Raw genomic sequence first — 16428 nt, forward strand, 5'->3', positions numbered from 1 at the left:
CAAGAAAAACGGGGCACGCCTTAAGCGGTGGTGTCCCGTTTTTCCATTCTAAGGCGTATACTGAATCTGGAACCTTTATCCATATTCTCGGCCTTTATCTCGCCGTTCATATTCTCTGTTATGATAACCTGGGACATAAAAAGGCCGATACCACTACCCGCTTCACCCTTTGTGGTAAAGTAAGGTTCGAAGATTCTAGGCATAATATCATCCGGTATCCCCCCTCCGTTATCCTGAACGAAGAGCTCGACACTTCCGTTTTCCGGTTTGATAACAAGAACCAATCGCCCCCGCTCACTGGAGGATTTGAATTTTCTGCTGGAAACAACAGCGTCCCGGGCATTGGAAAGTAAGTTCAGTATCACCTGCTTGAGCTCGTTGGAATATCCGTAAACGAAGATATCATCCTCAGGAAATTCCCTTACAAGTTCAACATCCTCCTTTTCAATGATGGGTGCCATTATATACAGAACATCCTCCGTAGCCTTGATGAGTGAGAATACGGTCTTTTGAGACGAGGGTTTGAAGAAATTTCTGAAATGGTCCAGGGTTTTTGCCATAAACTGAACCTGGTTGGTAATGATCTCCGCCGAGCGGGTAACCTCTTCGGAGATCTCTGCACCGCAATCGCTTATCTCTTCTTCGATCATCTCCGCAAGGAGGCTTATGGAGTTCAGCGGCTGCTTCCACTGGTGACCAATAACCCCTATCATCTCTCCCATGGAAGCCATTCGGGACTGCTGGATAAGGAGCTGTTCCTTCTCCCGCCTTGTCTTAACCTCATCGGCTACCCTGTCCTCAAGTTCGGAGTTCAGTGTATTCAGCTCCTCGTTTAGCTGAACCAGCTTCTGCTGAGCCTTGAATATCTCGTCTGTGCGCTCAAGAACCTTCTCCTCCATCTGCTCGTTGGCAAGCTTCAGCTGTTTCTCAGTGGAGTGCCTTAATCCAAGCTCACGCTCGAGCCTTCGACCCAGATCGTTTATACTTCCCACAAGCTCACCAAGCTCGTTATCCAACTTCTCATACTCTTCGCATACCCGTAGACGCCCTTCAATTTCACTGGTGAAGTCGAGTTGAGAAAGGGATGAGCTAACCGCATGGAGCCTGCTTGTTACCATACGTGAAAACATGAGGAGCATAAAAAGCCCAACGGACAGGATTACTGCACTATCAAAGATAAGGCTCTTATAAAAACTGTCCCAAAGCCTTGAATAAACACCACTTAAACCAGCTGTTACGCTGAGCCTGCCGACTATGCGCTCGCTCCCCTCGTAGTTGTACCTAAGCTCATAGTCACGAATAATAACCTCGTCCGACTGTACCGAGCCCGAACTTATCACATAGCCCATCTCGGAGATCTCGGCATACTCCAGATCCGGCATGCTTGTTATCCCAAGGAGCTGGGCACTAAGCATCTCGTCATTGCGTACCCAGAGAGCTCGCTCCAAGGGTGGCACAAGGGAGTCTTCAACAATGGCAAAACGCTTTTCAACCTCATTCAGTTCGGTGCCGTAAAGCAGGAAGACCTTAACAGCAGAAATAATAAGAACAGCGACGATACTGAAAAAAATATAACGCCAAAAAAGTTGATAATTAAGACTCTCAGTCCTGATAGTCCTCACCTTTAATTACTCCACCCTCAATGCGTGGAGCGAATGCGGGAGCCTCCCTTCTTAAAACTTTCTGATAAAGCATAAGAAGTGTTCCGTCCTTCTTCATCTCCCGAAGCTTTTCCGCCAGAACGGGGGCCAGCTCAGAGTGCTTATTATTCAGATAAACAAACATCTCCATGCTCGCCAGAGGTGGCTCATGCACAACTATCTTTTCAATTCCCATACCGTAGGCCGCAACAAGACCGTCCAGACGGGCGTTGAGGGCAACATCTATCCTCTTCTTTTTGAGCAGGTTAAAAAGATCAGCTGTGTCTATAGTCCTGGTAAAGCTTTTATATTTATCCTTCTGCATCTCAAAGATCTTCCATCCCCGAACGCTACCCACGTTCATTCCCTTGAGATCGCCGTATCCGTCAATATCAACGCTGCCCTCCAGCGTGAAGGCTACAAAATCCCTCGATTCAATAATAGGCTCATCAACAATGATAAAGTTCTTATATATCTTTTCTAGTCCTCGAACCCTCCCTACATCAGCATCTGCAAACCCGCTGTTAACATCATTGAGACTTCTTTCCGCAGGAACCTTCTGTATAACAGCAGTGTGGCCGGCTCTCTTGAACATCTCCTTAAGGGTAAGATCCAGTATTCCACTGTAGCCCTCAGTGCTATAGGGGCTTGAGTAGGTAGTGTTCACAGTATACACGTCTGCATAACACATTGATGTATAGAGTATAAATAAAATTAAGGCAGCTACTTTCTTCATAATTCCATCCCTTTGAGAATGATCAATTATAACACTCGATAGATATAATTTGAAACACAGATATGCTTTTTAACCCATAGAATCTATCAAATAATAATTATTCCATCCACTACTTTGTATTGTGTTATTATCCTAATGGTAATAGATTATAGTAAAAATACACACCTGGAAGCTCTATATGGGAAAAACAAGCTCCATAGATCCGTACAGGCTCATCGTTGATAACTCATCCAGCTGCATATTCCGTCTTGCCACGGATGGTACAGTTTTATACGTAAACCCGTACTGTTATGAATATTTTGGCTATACCGAAGAAGAGTTTGTCGGAAACTACATAACGGATCTTATCGTTCCGGAGATGGAATCCACCGGAAGGAATCTACATGAGCTTGTCAAGATGATTCTAAGTGAGCCCTCAAAATATCACATTATTGAAAACGAGAATATTAAGAAAGACGGTACCCGTGTCTGGTTTTCATGGTCAAATAAAGGGATTTTCGATGAAAACGGTACACTCACAGAGATCGTTTCTATCGGCAACGACATCACAGAAACAGTGAATTATAAGAGAGAGATTGAAGAGAACAAAAACTTCCTCTCATCTGTGTTTGATGCGATCCAGAACGGAATAGTTGTTCTGGATACTAACCTTCGTGTGGTTAGGGTTAATGATGTAATAAGGGACTGGTACGGCAAGGATATTGATTTTATTGGGCAAAAGTGCTTCGAATGCTTCCACATGCCGGAATCGGACTGTATGAGCTGTCCAAGCCTGAAAGCAATATCGGAAAAGCGGCCATTCTCCGAGGTGAAACCATTAACAGCCCCAAACAGAAAGGGGTGGATGGAGGTCTTCGCATACCCCGTATTCAACAGTGATGGAAACGTTACCGGTGTCGTTGAATATATGAAGGACAGTACCGAAGAGATTAAAACAAAGAAGCAGCTTGAACAGGCGAATATATCCCTGGAAGAGAAGGTTGTTGAGCGGACAAGAGAGCTTAAACTTGCCAACGAAAACCTGCGCAATGAGATCGAAGAGCGTAAAAACGCTGAGGATGAGCTCCGCCGGAGCAACGCCAAGTTTCAAAGCCTCACAGAGAATATGCCCGATGTGGTCGCCCGGTTCGATAGGAAACTGAGACACACATACGTAAGCCCTGTCATAGAAAGATACACAGGTAAGAGCCGGAATCAGATGCTCAACCGGACCAACAAAGAGCTGGGCATGCCCGATGCGCTTGTGCAGAAATGGGACCGCTTCCTTTTGGATGCTTTCCAGTCGGGTGAACAGCAGACCACCGAGTTCACCTATTATGCGCCTTCCGGAGAGGTTCACATGCAGTCCTTCGCCGTTCCGGAAAAGAATGACAAAGGTGTCGCTGAATCTGTTCTGGTGGTCACAAGGGATATAACAAGCCTTAAGCACTCCAGGGATATGATATATCAATCCAACCGTCGTATGCTGAAGGTTTTGGACAGTCTGGACGCCATTGTTTACGTTGTTAACCTTAACAACGATATAGTTGTTTATATAAACAAGCTCGCAAGGGAGGTCTTCGGCAACATAATCTCCGATAAGATAAATGTCACCTATGAAAAGATGGGGATAGACTACAACTCCCTGAGGATTGACAGCAAGGAGTCCGGGACACGCACAGAACTTCAGGTGGGAGACAAATGGTTCAGTTTCTACACAAGGGAGATAAACTGGTATGACGGAAAACCTGTCTCACTAACCATCGCCACCGACGTAACAGAGAAGAAGAACCTCGAAGAGGAGCTGATGCAGATGAATGAGGCCCTTGAGGAAAAGGTGCAGAAGGAGACCTCGCTAAGAATCCACAAAGAACAGCTCCTCATACAGCAGTCCAAGATGGCTGCCATGGGGGAAATGATTGCAGCCATTGCCCACCAATGGGTTCAACCCCTCAACACCATAAGCCTCTACTCCCAAATAATCAAAGAGGAGTTCGGCGGTGAGGATGGCGATATATCCAACTACGTCGGCATAATAATGAACCAGATAAGCTACATGAGCCAAACAGTTGATGATTTCCGACAGTTCTTCAAGCCATCATCCAGACTGGAAAGATTCAGCATTCCCCCCACCGTTTCCGAGGTTTATAACCTGCTAAAGCCACAGCTGGACAAGAAAATGATAACGGTGGACACCAGAACCGATGGGGATAACAAAGAACTGATGGTTATGGGGTATCCCAACGAGTTCAAGCAGGTTATGCTTAATCTTATATCAAACGCCAAAGATTCTATAACGGAAAATGATATTGCGCCTGAACTGAGGGTTATAACCGTTGAAATCACCGGAGACAAGAACATCCTAAGGCTTATCGTTCGTGACAATGCCGGTGGTATTGATGATGAGGTTATGCCAAACATTTTCGAGCCCTATTTCACAACAAAAGGGGAGAAAGGAACGGGGATAGGCCTCTACATGTCTAGAAATATAATCGAAAACCGAATGAACGGAAAGATATACGCTTGTAATCATGGAACAGGGGCAGAGTTCGTTATTGAACTTGAAAGAGCGTGAACACTCCTGATATTCAGATTGAAGTACATTTTATTAACCTATATAAAACAGCAAAGGGCTTGAAGTAATGTCAGATAGGTATTAAGATGGTATGACCATTATAAAATTGGCATGATAACGAGTTTTTTATGGATTTTGCGTTAATTTCATTGTTTTTATGTATATTCATCGTCTGTGCGTGTTAACTCCCAATAAGAGGTAGGTTATGTTCTGGGCTTTTTACGAGTTTCTTGAGGTACGTTTCTTCAATACAATCACAAAAAAGATAGTTGGCAACATAGGTTTTCTTCTTCTACTGAATATGTCAACGGCTTTCTTTCTGTTCTACAGAGAGAAAACGATGTGTGTAAGCGTTCTTAACAACGGTGCATCAGAGGAAAAACTGGCCGAATTTCTAAGCGGCTCTATGGTAACCCTTGGTGTGCTATTTGTTCTTAATATCCTTGCTGTCAGCTTCATAATTTTCTTTATGCGCCACCTTTTCATAAAACCGGTTAATGCCGTAACCGATGTTTTCCAGGGTACAGACAAGGACCACAGCGACCTTACCAAGGATCTCCCCGTAATAAGCCATGATGAGTTCAAAACCATGTCCGACAGCTACAATATTTTTATCGAACAGCTTCGGGGTAACGTGGAAAAGCTCCGGGAGATTGGTATCGATATAGCCCTCTCCTCTGCGAAGGTGGGCAAAGCGGTGGAAAAGGCCGAGAGCAACATAACCGAACAGGATCAGATGGCGGATATGATCTACTCCGCCAGCCAGCAGTCCACAACGGCGATAAACGAAATCTCCCAGAATACACAGGAGATATCCTCCTCCACTGCGGAAAACCTTGAAGAGGCGAAACAGCTCTTCACAAAGCTTTCCGGCGCCAGTGAAGAGATCAGCAGGGTTGGTGAGATGCTCGGCAACTTCGGAAGCACCGTAACAAACCTCAGCGACAAATCGGAGAACATCCAGCAGATTATCTCACTTATCAATGATATATCAGAACAAACAAACCTCCTTGCTCTTAATGCAGCCATAGAAGCGGCCAGAGCCGGCGAACACGGCAGAGGATTCGCCGTTGTTGCCGATGAGGTGCGCAAGCTCGCCGAGCGTGTTCGTCAGGCCACCGATGAAATATCCATAAACGTTAAGGATATGATAGGCCTTGTTAACGAAACAGAGAAGGAAACAGAAACAATCGTTGAGTATACCGATAACACACGCGGAGTTGTAACAGAATCCGCATCCCTCTTTGAGAACATGGTGGAGGATTTCGAGAAAACCAACTCCCAGCTTACCTCCATCGCCTCCGCCATTGAGGAGCTCTCTGTCACCAACAGCGAGGTACACGAGAATATTGTAAACATTAGAGATCTCAGCTCCACTGTTACAGAAAACATACACACCACCGCCGATTCTTCTAAGAGCATGGTGGGCACTGCCGAAACGATGCAGAGGCTTGTGGCGATGTTTAGAACCGGACACGGAGCCTTTGAGAAGATAGTAACCAGTGCCGAAGCTATGAGGGATTCGATCCAGAAATCCCTTGGAGAGATAAAAGGGAAAGGTATTAATATCTTTGATGAAAACTACAGAGAGGTCCCCGGTACAGACCCCCAGAAATACGACGCTTCATACACTGATACCATAAGACGAGAGCTTCAGGAATACGTGGACAGGATGAAAAAAGAGATCCCGGGAGCGATCTACACCCTCCCCGTGGCCAGAACAGGCTATCTCCCCATTCACCACTCCGAGGTGTCCAGAGAGATGACAGGGGATCCCGAGCAGGATCTTAAGTACAGCCGCCACATGCGCATCTATACGAACAATGAAACAGAGAGAAGACGTTCCAGAAACACCGATCCCCTTCTTCTGCAGACATACCTTAGGGATACGGGTGAGGTACTGAACGATCTTTCAATTCCGATATACATCGATGGAAAACACTGGGGTGCTGTAATAGTGGGGTTTGATCCCGAAGCTGCCAAAAGGGATTAATACTTTTTAAGAAGCTTAACAGCCTCTGATGCCGGAACAGGGCGGCTAAAAAAGAACCCTTGGAGATAATCGCATTTCTCATTCTTCAGGAAGTCTACCTGTTCCTGCTTTTCCACACCCTCTGCAACCACCTTCATATTAAGGGATTTCGCCAGGGAGACTATCGTTCCCACAAGCTCCCTACCCTCCTCTGCATCGGAGTCTCCGCTTATGAATGAGCGGTCTATCTTAAGACAGCTTACCGGAAAGCGGCGCAGGTAGCTGAGGGATGAATAACCCGTTCCGAAGTCATCAATACATATCCTCAGCCCGCAGTCGTTTAGCCTTCTAAGCTTCTCCTCGGCACTGTGTACATCAAGCATAAGCTCGCTTTCTGTTATCTCCAGCTTAAGCCTTGAGGGAGTGATATTATTGAATGCGAGGGCTCCATTTATGTAGCCCACAAGATCGTCCTCGGCAAACTGCTTTCCGCTTATATTTATGTTAACACTGAAATAATCTGGAAGATCAAATATTTTTTCCCACTCTGAAATCCTCCTGCACGCATCATCGATGATCCATTTGCCCAGGGGTATTATAAAGCCGCTCTTCTCCGCAATGGGGATGAACCTTCCCGGGTTTATAAGGCCTTCGGAGCTGTTCCATCTTATCAACGCCTCAAAACCGCAGATTCTTTCATCACTGGCTGAATAGACCGGCTGGTAATAAAGCTCAAACTCTTTGTTTGCAAGGGCGGCTGTAAGCTTCGATTCAAGCTTTACAGCATCGATAACCTGATAGTGCATCCCCTTGTCGAAAACCATAAAAGAGCCGCTTCCGCGCTTCTTTGCATTGCTCAGTGCTATGGCAACATCACGCATGATCTCATCGGGCTTGCCATAGCCGCCCGTATCCACAACCACGCCCACACAGGCGTTCATCCTCAGCGTGTTCTCACCAACGGAATAAGGCTCATCAAAGGCCTCCCGAATCCGCTTCCACATACCGGCAATATCCTGGGATGATGCCATCCCCTCTATCATCATTGCAAACTCATCACCGCCAGTTCTAGCAACGATATCCTCAGAACGAACGAAGGACTGCAGATACCCTGCGATCCTGCGAAGGAGCTTATCCCCCTCTTCGTGGCCATAGCTGTCGTTTAGTTTCTTGAACCCGTCAACACCGAGAAGAAGGACTGCAAAGCCGTAGTCATCCCTCCGCTTCATCCTGCGTATGCCGAGGCTCAGCCGCTCAAGGAACATAACTCTGTTGGGAAGCTCTGTGAGCGGGTCATGGAGTGCTCTATGTGAAAGTTCTTTCTCGTATTCCTTGAGATCCGTTATATCAGTATGAGAACCGACCATAGTTCCCGGTTTGCCCTGGCCGGAGTTCATCGAGGCTCCCTTTGCAAGGATCCACCGGTATCCGCCGTCCCTGTGGCGCATGCGAAACTCCACAGAATACTTGCTTATCCTTCCGTTGAGGTAATCATCTATATGCGCAAGAACCCTGCTCAGATCATAGGGGTGTACCCTCTCCTCAAAGCTTTGCTGACTCTCCTCAATATCCCCCTTACGGTAGCCCAGAATATCCAGATAACGCTCGGAGAAGCTCACCTCGCCGGTGGAGATATTCCACTCCCATATACCATCGTTAAGGGCCTCTGAGATAACCTGAAGGCGGCCCCTGCTGGTATCCAGCTCCTCGCTTGTTCTTTTGAGCCGTCTTATATAAACAGCCATAAAGGCTATTACAGACGCCATAAACAGCGCAAGGGAGAGTGCTGCTCCAGCTTTGATGACACACTCCTGATTAAACTCTCCTCCGGCCAAAGGAAGTACTCCTGTGGTATTCTTTGCAACGGATGCCAGGCTATCGGTTCCTAGAACAGCCTCATCCACCGGAAAAGCGGCAAGCATAATGGTGAAGACCAGCATAAGAATAACAGATAAAATCAGTGTGGTTTTAATAGTTTACCTCGTCAGAAAATACTCATAAGATATAAACAAAACATAAACAATAAACATTAATTTACTCAATACTTGTCAGTAAATTATTACATATTTGTCAGACATACCCACCATGTGGGTACATTGCACGACACTATCCATTCTACACCTTTAACTTCTTGACATATCCGCTGATATATAGTCTAAAAACCATACGTCACAACAGAGCAGGCAGGAAGAATCTATGGGTTTATTCTCATCTGAATCAAGGCTCAAAGCCGCTGAGTTCAGAGAATTTGTTTACGAGGCAAGGTGGGCGCTATGGTTCGCCTTCGTGGTTTATGCTGCAAACATTGCCAGTGCGGATCTCCGAGGGGACAGCATCATGTACGCCATGATATCAAAGAATATCCTCACCCTGGATTCTCCTCTTATAATGCACTACAACGGCTCCGTTTACATGAATAAACCCCCTCTCCTCTTCTGGCTGAACGCTCTGCCCATGAAGCTTTTCGGATACTCCGTCTTCAGCGCAAAGCTTATACCCCTAATAACAGCCGTTCTCCTCAGCGGCTTCGTTTACCATATAACCAGAAAACTTTACGAAGATGCAAACATAGCCCATCTGGCCGTATTTATTATGAACTCGACCTATGTTGTCTATAAAAATACTTACAGTCTTCGCCTTGAGAGCATGGTTACACTGTTTATGGTCGTTGCCCTCTGGTCTTTCATGCATTACCAGGAGGATAGAGCGAAAGGATGGCTATACACCGCTGGTATAGCATGTGGTTTGGGCTTTATGGTCAAAGGCTTCGTGGGCGTTCTCCCCATGGCGGCGGTATTCATCTATGCACTCATCTTCGACAGGAAAATATTCTCAAAGGAGGAAATGAAGAAGATCCTTCCCGCCCTTCTCCTGTTCCTACTCACATTCATTTGGTGGTACACCTATGTGAGCCTGAAGACGGATTTCTTCACCCATTTCTTCAAGAACCAGATACTCGACAGGATGATGAACGGCCTCTTCCAGAATGGGGATACAGGCATAAACTACGCCCAGAGACCGATATACAACTACATTCTCTACCTTCTTGAGCACCACATCATATACCTCCCATTTCTCATCTACGGCATGTATAGAACAGTAAAAATGAGAACAGCGGATAAATCCAGGCAGGCTATATTCCTGCTGACGGCTCTCATCGTTACCTTTGTGGCGATTCACTTCATAAGCACCCGGCAAAGCAGATATATGTATCAATTCTATGTCATCGCCGCGGTCTTCACAGCAGGGGGGCTAGGGGCTGTTCTGCGGATAAACTACCGTAAGTTTCTGGTGTTCTTCTCGGTTTTATACGCTTCTGTGCTTATAATCAGCCCCGTGGATATGAACTGGCGTACATACAGCGAGCTGGAAGAACTTGCACAGATGAGCAGCATGGCTGGAATCCCCATTGTTGCGGAGGTTGATAAATTCAAGGATCATGAGGATAAGTCAGGAGTGGCTTATTTCCTTGATGAGTACAGCACCGTGAAACCTGAAACAGGCAGATACTTCCTCATTATGGATAAGAAGAGCGGACGCAGTGCGGATATGCTCCAACTTATGGAGACACGCCGCCTGCGCATCGGTATTGCAGGGGAGTAGAACCTATCTTTTTTTAATATCATCAATGGATTCGGTAACGTTATCCTTTGACGCCTTATACTCCTGCTTTATACCCTTCTTCAGATTTTTGAAGTCTTCCTTAACCTCAACCTTAGTGGCCGCCGCCTTCTGCTTCGCATCCGCCTTTGATTTTCCGTACTCTTCCTTAAGGGTTGCACACCCAGCCGCAGAAAGGATCAAAACTGTCAGCATAACAGCAATCATTTTAGTTTTCATATTCATCCGCCTGTGTTAGTAGTCTATTGTTCTCAGACACAGATTTTAGCACCAGTATGTTTTTTTGCGAGTGATAAATAACATAATAATCGGAGTGTGCAGGTAGTTATGAGCAGATTTATTAAAATATTCCTTATCTCAGCCTCGGTATTTGCGGCTGTTATGTCGTATTTCTATATAGAGGATTACGGCAAGGAGCGTGGGCTTGCCGCCGGAGCATCGGCTGGAATAATGTTCGGTTTCATTATGGCCGCATCATTAACGGCAATTTCTCACTTCACCACAAGGAAGGCGGGGAACCCTAAAGCAGCCTCAAAGGTTCGCCAAAACGTTTTCATAACCATCCCTCTCCCCTTCAACGAGGCTTATAGGCTGGTTATGGACTCCCTCGACGCACTCGGCAAATACAAAATAGAACACAGCGATGAGGAACAGGGAGGGATAAAGCTCAAAACCGGAACCACATGGCGCTCATGGGGTGAGGAAATGGTGGTTCTTGCAAAGAAGACAGATAACGAAAACGAAACCAGAGTTAATATACTGAGCGGTCCAAATGTTAAAACCACCATGGTGGACTTCGGCAAAAACTACCGGAATGTGGAGGCGGTTATATCAAAGATAGAGGAAACCGCCCCCGTTAAGCGTGAAGATCAGTAACTGTTTTTAACCGTTGCCGCACCGCTCTTATAGGCCTCCTGCTCAACGGCTACAGCGACAGCATCATGGACTTCCCTATCAAGGATATTCGGCACAAGGTCCCCCTCAAGGGAGAAGCCGGAAATCGTTTTAGCGGCAGCGATCATCATAGCCTCGTTTATCATACTGGCATGGGCCCTGAGCGCACCTTTGAAAAGACCGGGAAAGGCAAGGGCATTGTTAACTGATTTTCCGTCAGCTGCAAATACAGCACCAGCTTTAACTGCATCCTCCGGATCGATCTCCGGGTTAGGGTTAGAAAGTGCCAGTATAACCTGCCCCTGCTGTACCATCTCAGGCTTAATAAGCCCCGCACACCCTGTGGTTGCTATCACGATCCTCGATTTCTGCATAACACCCTCAAGATCCTCCGGTATGCCGCCGAGGCTCTGAAAATGGTTCCTAGCATTATCATCAAGATCCGCACCGTACTGGGTGGAAACACCAAAGGCTTTGAGAAGTTTGTATATACCGGTTCCGGCCGCACCAAGGCCTATATAGCCGACAGTTACCTCGTTCAGGTTAAGAAAGGTATATTTGGCGATATTTATAAGAGCTGAAAGCACCACAACAGCTGTACCGTGCTGGTCATCGTGGAGCACAGGTATATCCAGCTCCTTCCTTAGTTTATTCTCAATCTCAAAGCATTCGGGCGCCTTGATATCCTCCAGCTTAATCGCACCGAAAGTGGGAGCAATATTCTTCACTGTCTCGATTATAACTTCGGGATCATGGCTGTCTATCAATACGGGGTAACCGTTTATGCCGGCCAGCTGGTTGAACAGAAGAGCCTTCCCCTCCATAACGGGCATACCTGCAACGGGACCAATATCCCCAAGACCTAGGATAGCCGTTCCGTTGGTAACTATGGCAACGTTGTTGGGGATGGTCGTATATTCTGCGGCCAGCTCGGGCTTCTCCGCTATCTGCTTACATATAGAGGCAACACCGGGGGTATAGACAATCTTAAGGTCATCGATAGTCTCAACATCCACCGAGGAGACAACGTTTATCTTTCCACCCTTGTGGTACTCCTCGACTACGTCCTTAACTCCAATAAGGTCCACGCCCTCAACGGTGCGGATAACATCCAGGATCTCATCGAAGATATCCAGAGTGTCGGAGTATATGTCCATCTCCCGTATTTTGTATCCTTTGCCGAGGTGTATGGTTTTGATCTCACCGAACATGCCTCCGAGATCGCCTACTCTCGTAGTTAACGAACCGAGATAGCCCGGTTTATCCAGTATCTTAAGCCTTACCTTTTTAATGACCTTATTCGAGTATTCAAAACGCATCTATCATTTCCCCTGGTTTATTTGTCATCGGTAAACCGTTCCCACGTATCCGGCTCCATATCCTTACAGCTCCCCTTCGGATCCTTCATAAACCTTCCGGTATAGCCGCAGCGAAGCTTATAGGAACCCTTAAGCTCCTCCCTGTGGATCTTTCTTGCGTGGGCACATTTCGCACAAGCTGAGAGTTTATCACTTCCGTTCATAATAAAAGAAACGCTCCATTTTTTTCAAGTGCTGTTATTACAATATTTCAACAGATATGGGGTGTAAAGGGAATTATAGCAATAGTGCAATTCATTACGCAGTTTTGAAAAGTCTGCGATTATTACAACAGTTTATCCGGCTTAGGACGATAATATTCATAAGTATGGACAGATGGAGAAAGTATGAGTTTTTCTGAATACCTCGTATCGGTACGCAAACTGAACAATATTGGCCGCTGGGCCAGCGATTTCATGCACCGCAGAGCCTCCGTTGCCGAGCACTCCTTCTCCGTTGCCCACATCTCCCAGATGCTTGGCGTCATTGAGGAGAATCACGGCAACCGTGTGGACTGGTCCAGTCTATACAGAAAGGCACTCAACCATGATGTTGTGGAGGCGTTCACTGGGGATATTCTCAGCCATGTAAAACACCGGACAGAAACAATGAAAAGCATGGTGAACAATATAGAACTACTCATTGCAGAGGATATGCTCTTCTCCAGCATGGAGGAGCCCTATAGAAGCCGACTCAAGGATTTCATGTTCGACGGGAAGGATAAAACCCTCGAAGGGCAGATTCTGAGGTATGCCGACAATATAGATGCCCTTCTAGAGTGCCTCAATGAAAGCAGACTCGGAAATAAAATACCCTTTGAAGATAAATACCATGAAATCCTGGAAAAGCTAAAAAACTCAGAACTGCATAGTGTTGCGTATTTTGTAAAGAATATCCTGCCAGATCTGGAAAAAGGGACAGAGTAAATCTTGTGTAATCATTATTAACAGTGTATTACACCTGAGTTTATGAACAATTTCTCTTTTCCTCTCACTCATTTTTATGGACAGCTTTTATAATAAGATGTATCATTACTTTAGAGGGGCTGATTCAGAACGGTACTTGGTTTTGGCATCGCAGGATGCATTACTGAATTAGCACTATCTAACAATACTTTGGTATATAACATTATCTGGAGGTTGATATGGCAGCGTTAAGTCCCGAGCTTAGAAAGCTCTGTCCCGCAAAGGGGTTTGTTTATGTATGGGAAGCCCCTGTTAGGATTAGCCATTGGGTATCTGTTGTCTGTATTATGATCCTCGCTGTAACAGGTCTTTACATACACTACCCCTTCTTCACATATGACACAGTAAACAGTACACCATACGTTATGGGTCAGGTTCGCTACATACACTACCTCACAGGTTTTATATTCACTACCAGCGTCCTTCTAAGGCTATGGTGGGCAATTGTGGGAAACCAGTATGCGCATATAAGAACCGTATACAACCCTTTCAAGAAAAAGGACAGGAAACTGATTATTTCCTATCTTAAATACTACTTCTTCCTTGAGAAGAACCCGCCCCACACTCTCACACACAACCCTATGGCACAATACGCCTATATTGGAATATTCCTTGTGTTCATTTTCCAGATATTCAGCGGATTCTATCTCTGGTCACTTAATGATCCCCACAGCACCCTCTATGCAAGCCTAACATGGTTCAACTCCATAGGTAATGTACAGTATATACGCATGCTCCACTACTTCGTTGTGTATATAATCGCTACATTCCTCATAATCCATCTTTACGCTGCTGTACTTGTGGACTTCAGAACACATTCAGGGGATGTAAGCTCGATATTCTCCGGATGGAAGGCAGACACCTAAGATCAGCACTAAGTTAGAATCGGTATTATTTGTTATTAAAACCTCCTCATACTATTAAGGGCTCCATTACGGAGCCCTTCTTTATCTATCTGAATAATTTTCCTTCCATGGAAATTATTCTGCCGTTCGAAGAAAGAAGCTTCCTTCTCACTTACGCAAGCGAGCTTTCATCCATGAAAGCTTATTCTAATCATACTATCATAGTTGATATGCAATAGGCCTCCATTCATGGAATCCTTTTAGTATAATACTTTCTTAAAATCCTAAAATGGGTTTTTAAGGGGATTCTAAGGGGAAAGTTTTCCCTAAAAATTTCCCCTTAGTCTTATTATTTACATAATCACATTCGAAATTAGTCATTAAACCCTTTGTCTTGCGCATATGCGCCACATACTTTTTAGAAAAGTATGCAAAACTATTCCCTCAGGGTTTTTAATCCGTCATTGTTATAAGTGTTTTAATAAAACACTTATAACTGATGTCGGTTCCCTCGCCTCGCACTCCCTTTTCCTGAATATTCCCTGATTCTGAAGAGTTCTCTAGCACATCACATTTAATTCTGTTCGAGATTCTTGGTTCTAGCAGTGATTATCGTGCGGGAAATATTCCAGGCGGAAAAGTGAGCACTCGCTCGGCTTAAAAACATTCGGGGAGGATTAAGAGCGTATGTGACAAAACTGGTTGTGGGCTACTAGTAGCCATCTAACTGGAACACTTCTTCACGTCTCACGTTGTTATCTCTTGAACGTAAACACTAGAGCCAACTTGATTCAATTCTGACAATGAAGTTTTATGAGTAAACAGCCAACATGGATGGTAAATTCCATAGATAAAATAGAATCCCCTCAAAAACCCATTTGAAAGATAATTATAGTGGTTAATATATAACATGATCCCATCCATGAAAGCTTATTCTAATCATACGTTTAAGGTTGAAGTGAATAAAGCCAACATGAATGTTGGCTCTGAAGGCGAAAGGAAGAACAGCTTTGCTGGTCTGACGTAGCCGGAAGTGCGAGAGAGCGGGGTTCCCCCGCTCGAACAACAATGGAATTTCCATGGATGGTAAATTCCATAAATAAAATAGAATCCCCTTAAAAACCCATTTGAAAGATAATTATAGTGGTTAATATATAACATGATCCCATCCATGAAAGCTTCTGCTAATCATACGTTTAAGGTTGAAGTGAATAAAGCCAACATGGATGTTGGCTCTGAAGGCGAAAGGAAGAACAGCTTTGCTGGTCTGACGTAGCCGGAAGTGCGAGAGAGCGGGGTTCCCCCGCTCGAACAACAATGGAATTTCCATGGATGGTAAATTCCATAAATAAAATAGAATCCCCTTAAAAACCCATTTGAAAGATAATTATAGTGGTTAATATATAACATGATCCCATCCATGAAAGCTTCTGCTAATCATACGTTTAAGGTTGAAGTGAATAAAGCCAACATGGATGTTGGCTCTGAAGGCGAAAGGAAGAACAGCTTTGCTGGTCTGACGTAGCCGGAAGTGCTAGAGAGCGGGGCTCCCCCGCTCGAACAGCAATGGAATTTCCATGGATGGTAAATTCCATAGATAAAATAGGAACCCCTCAAAAACCCATTTGAAAGATAATTATAGTGGTTAATATATAACATGATCCCATTCATGAAAGCTTATTCTAATCATACGTTTAAGGTTGAAGTGAATAAAGCCAACATGGATGTTGGCTCTGAAGGCGAAAGGAAGAACAGCTTTGCTGGTCTGACGTAGCCGGAAGTGCGAGAGAGCGGGGTTCCCCCGCTCGAACAACAATGGAATTTCCATGGATGGAAAATTCCA

At 45.2% G+C, this 16428-nt stretch carries 12 protein-coding genes; 6 read left to right on the plus strand and 6 right to left on the minus strand.

Annotated features, from left to right (window positions below; translation table 11 throughout):
* Nucleotides 1–20: 20 nt before the first annotated feature.
* Together K300_RS15910 and K300_RS14310 are read right to left on the minus strand one after the other, a co-directional pair.
* On the minus strand, nucleotides 21–1622 hold the full coding sequence (locus K300_RS15910) for a sensor histidine kinase (protein ID WP_022850108.1): 1602 nt from the start codon (nucleotides 1620–1622) through the stop codon (nucleotides 21–23).
* The gene (locus K300_RS14310) at nucleotides 1603–2376 is read right to left on the minus strand and encodes a substrate-binding periplasmic protein (protein WP_022850109.1); all 774 of its coding nucleotides are present in this window, start codon (nucleotides 2374–2376) and stop codon (nucleotides 1603–1605) included. Before K300_RS14310 ends, K300_RS15910 begins: the two co-directional genes overlap by 20 nt.
* Before the next feature lie 178 nt (nucleotides 2377–2554).
* Here K300_RS14310 and K300_RS15915 point away from each other — a divergent pair, with 178 nt between their 5' ends.
* On the plus strand, nucleotides 2555–4930 hold the full coding sequence (locus K300_RS15915) for a PAS domain S-box protein (protein WP_022850110.1): 2376 nt from the start codon (nucleotides 2555–2557) through the stop codon (nucleotides 4928–4930).
* Nucleotides 4931–5135: 205 nt separating this feature from the next.
* Complete coding sequence (locus K300_RS0102630; RefSeq protein WP_022850111.1) at nucleotides 5136–6923, plus strand: methyl-accepting chemotaxis protein; 1788 nt, start codon at nucleotides 5136–5138, stop codon at nucleotides 6921–6923.
* On the opposite strand, the gene K300_RS14320 is transcribed toward K300_RS0102630, so the two are convergent.
* Complete coding sequence (locus K300_RS14320; RefSeq protein ID WP_162139840.1) at nucleotides 6920–8824, minus strand: putative bifunctional diguanylate cyclase/phosphodiesterase; 1905 nt, start codon at nucleotides 8822–8824, stop codon at nucleotides 6920–6922. The genes K300_RS0102630 and K300_RS14320 overlap by 4 nt on opposite strands.
* Before the next feature lie 274 nt (nucleotides 8825–9098).
* Here K300_RS14320 and K300_RS0102640 point away from each other — a divergent pair, with 274 nt between their 5' ends.
* Nucleotides 9099–10505 (plus strand): glycosyltransferase family 39 protein, encoded by a 1407-nt coding sequence (locus tag K300_RS0102640; protein ID WP_022850113.1) that lies wholly within the window; start codon nucleotides 9099–9101, stop codon nucleotides 10503–10505.
* A gap of 3 nt (nucleotides 10506–10508) precedes the next feature.
* On the opposite strand, the gene K300_RS0102645 is transcribed toward K300_RS0102640, so the two are convergent.
* Nucleotides 10509–10742: a hypothetical protein gene (locus K300_RS0102645; RefSeq protein WP_022850114.1), complete on the minus strand. Its 234-nt coding sequence runs from the start codon at nucleotides 10740–10742 to the stop codon at nucleotides 10509–10511.
* A 108-nt stretch (nucleotides 10743–10850) separates the two neighbouring features.
* On the opposite strand from K300_RS0102645, the gene K300_RS0102650 reads away from it, so the two are divergent.
* The gene (locus K300_RS0102650) at nucleotides 10851–11399 is read left to right on the plus strand and encodes a hypothetical protein (RefSeq protein WP_022850115.1); all 549 of its coding nucleotides are present in this window, start codon (nucleotides 10851–10853) and stop codon (nucleotides 11397–11399) included.
* Here K300_RS0102650 and K300_RS0102655 read toward each other — a convergent pair.
* Together K300_RS0102655 and K300_RS0102660 are read right to left on the minus strand one after the other, a co-directional pair.
* Nucleotides 11393–12736, minus strand: a complete 1344-nt coding sequence (locus K300_RS0102655; protein WP_022850116.1) for an NAD-dependent malic enzyme — start codon at nucleotides 12734–12736, stop codon at nucleotides 11393–11395. The two genes, K300_RS0102650 and K300_RS0102655, sit on opposite strands and share 7 nt — an antisense overlap.
* A 17-nt stretch (nucleotides 12737–12753) precedes the next feature.
* A complete protein-coding gene (locus tag K300_RS0102660; protein WP_022850117.1) occupies nucleotides 12754–12939 on the minus strand; it encodes a hypothetical protein in 186 nt (61 codons plus the stop codon).
* 183 nt (nucleotides 12940–13122) lie between these two features.
* On the opposite strand from K300_RS0102660, the gene K300_RS14325 reads away from it, so the two are divergent.
* Nucleotides 13123–13701, plus strand: coding sequence for an HD domain-containing protein (locus K300_RS14325; RefSeq protein WP_022850118.1), 579 nt, complete (start codon nucleotides 13123–13125; stop codon nucleotides 13699–13701).
* A 218-nt stretch (nucleotides 13702–13919) separates the two neighbouring features.
* Complete coding sequence (gene cybH, locus K300_RS0102670) at nucleotides 13920–14606, plus strand: Ni/Fe-hydrogenase, b-type cytochrome subunit (RefSeq protein ID WP_022850119.1); 687 nt, start codon at nucleotides 13920–13922, stop codon at nucleotides 14604–14606.
* Nucleotides 14607–16428: the final 1822 nt, after the last annotated feature.

It is taken from the genome of Limisalsivibrio acetivorans, assembly GCF_000421105.1.
In the GTDB taxonomy this organism is placed as follows: Bacteria; Chrysiogenota; Deferribacteres; order Deferribacterales; family Geovibrionaceae; genus Limisalsivibrio; species Limisalsivibrio acetivorans.

Bases quoted from the DNA above. Each gene is read 5' to 3' on its own strand.
- K300_RS0102655 (WP_022850116.1), bottom strand. From the start codon at position 12,736: ATGCGTTTTGAATACTCGAATAAGGTCATTAAAAAGGTAAGGCTTAAG.
- K300_RS0102630 (WP_022850111.1), top strand. From the start codon at position 5,136: ATGTTCTGGGCTTTTTACGAGTTTCTTGAGGTACGTTTCTTCAATACA.
- K300_RS0102640 (WP_022850113.1), top strand. From the start codon at position 9,099: ATGGGTTTATTCTCATCTGAATCAAGGCTCAAAGCCGCTGAGTTCAGA.
- K300_RS14320 (WP_162139840.1), bottom strand. From the start codon at position 8,824: ATGCTTGCCGCTTTTCCGGTGGATGAGGCTGTTCTAGGAACCGATAGC.
- K300_RS15915 (WP_022850110.1), top strand. From the start codon at position 2,555: ATGGGAAAAACAAGCTCCATAGATCCGTACAGGCTCATCGTTGATAAC.
- cybH (WP_022850119.1), top strand. From the start codon at position 13,920: ATGGCAGCGTTAAGTCCCGAGCTTAGAAAGCTCTGTCCCGCAAAGGGG.
- K300_RS0102645 (WP_022850114.1), bottom strand. From the start codon at position 10,742: ATGAAAACTAAAATGATTGCTGTTATGCTGACAGTTTTGATCCTTTCT.
- K300_RS14325 (WP_022850118.1), top strand. From the start codon at position 13,123: ATGAGTTTTTCTGAATACCTCGTATCGGTACGCAAACTGAACAATATT.
- K300_RS14310 (WP_022850109.1), bottom strand. From the start codon at position 2,376: ATGAAGAAAGTAGCTGCCTTAATTTTATTTATACTCTATACATCAATG.
- K300_RS0102660 (WP_022850117.1), bottom strand. From the start codon at position 12,939: ATGAACGGAAGTGATAAACTCTCAGCTTGTGCGAAATGTGCCCACGCA.
- K300_RS0102650 (WP_022850115.1), top strand. From the start codon at position 10,851: ATGAGCAGATTTATTAAAATATTCCTTATCTCAGCCTCGGTATTTGCG.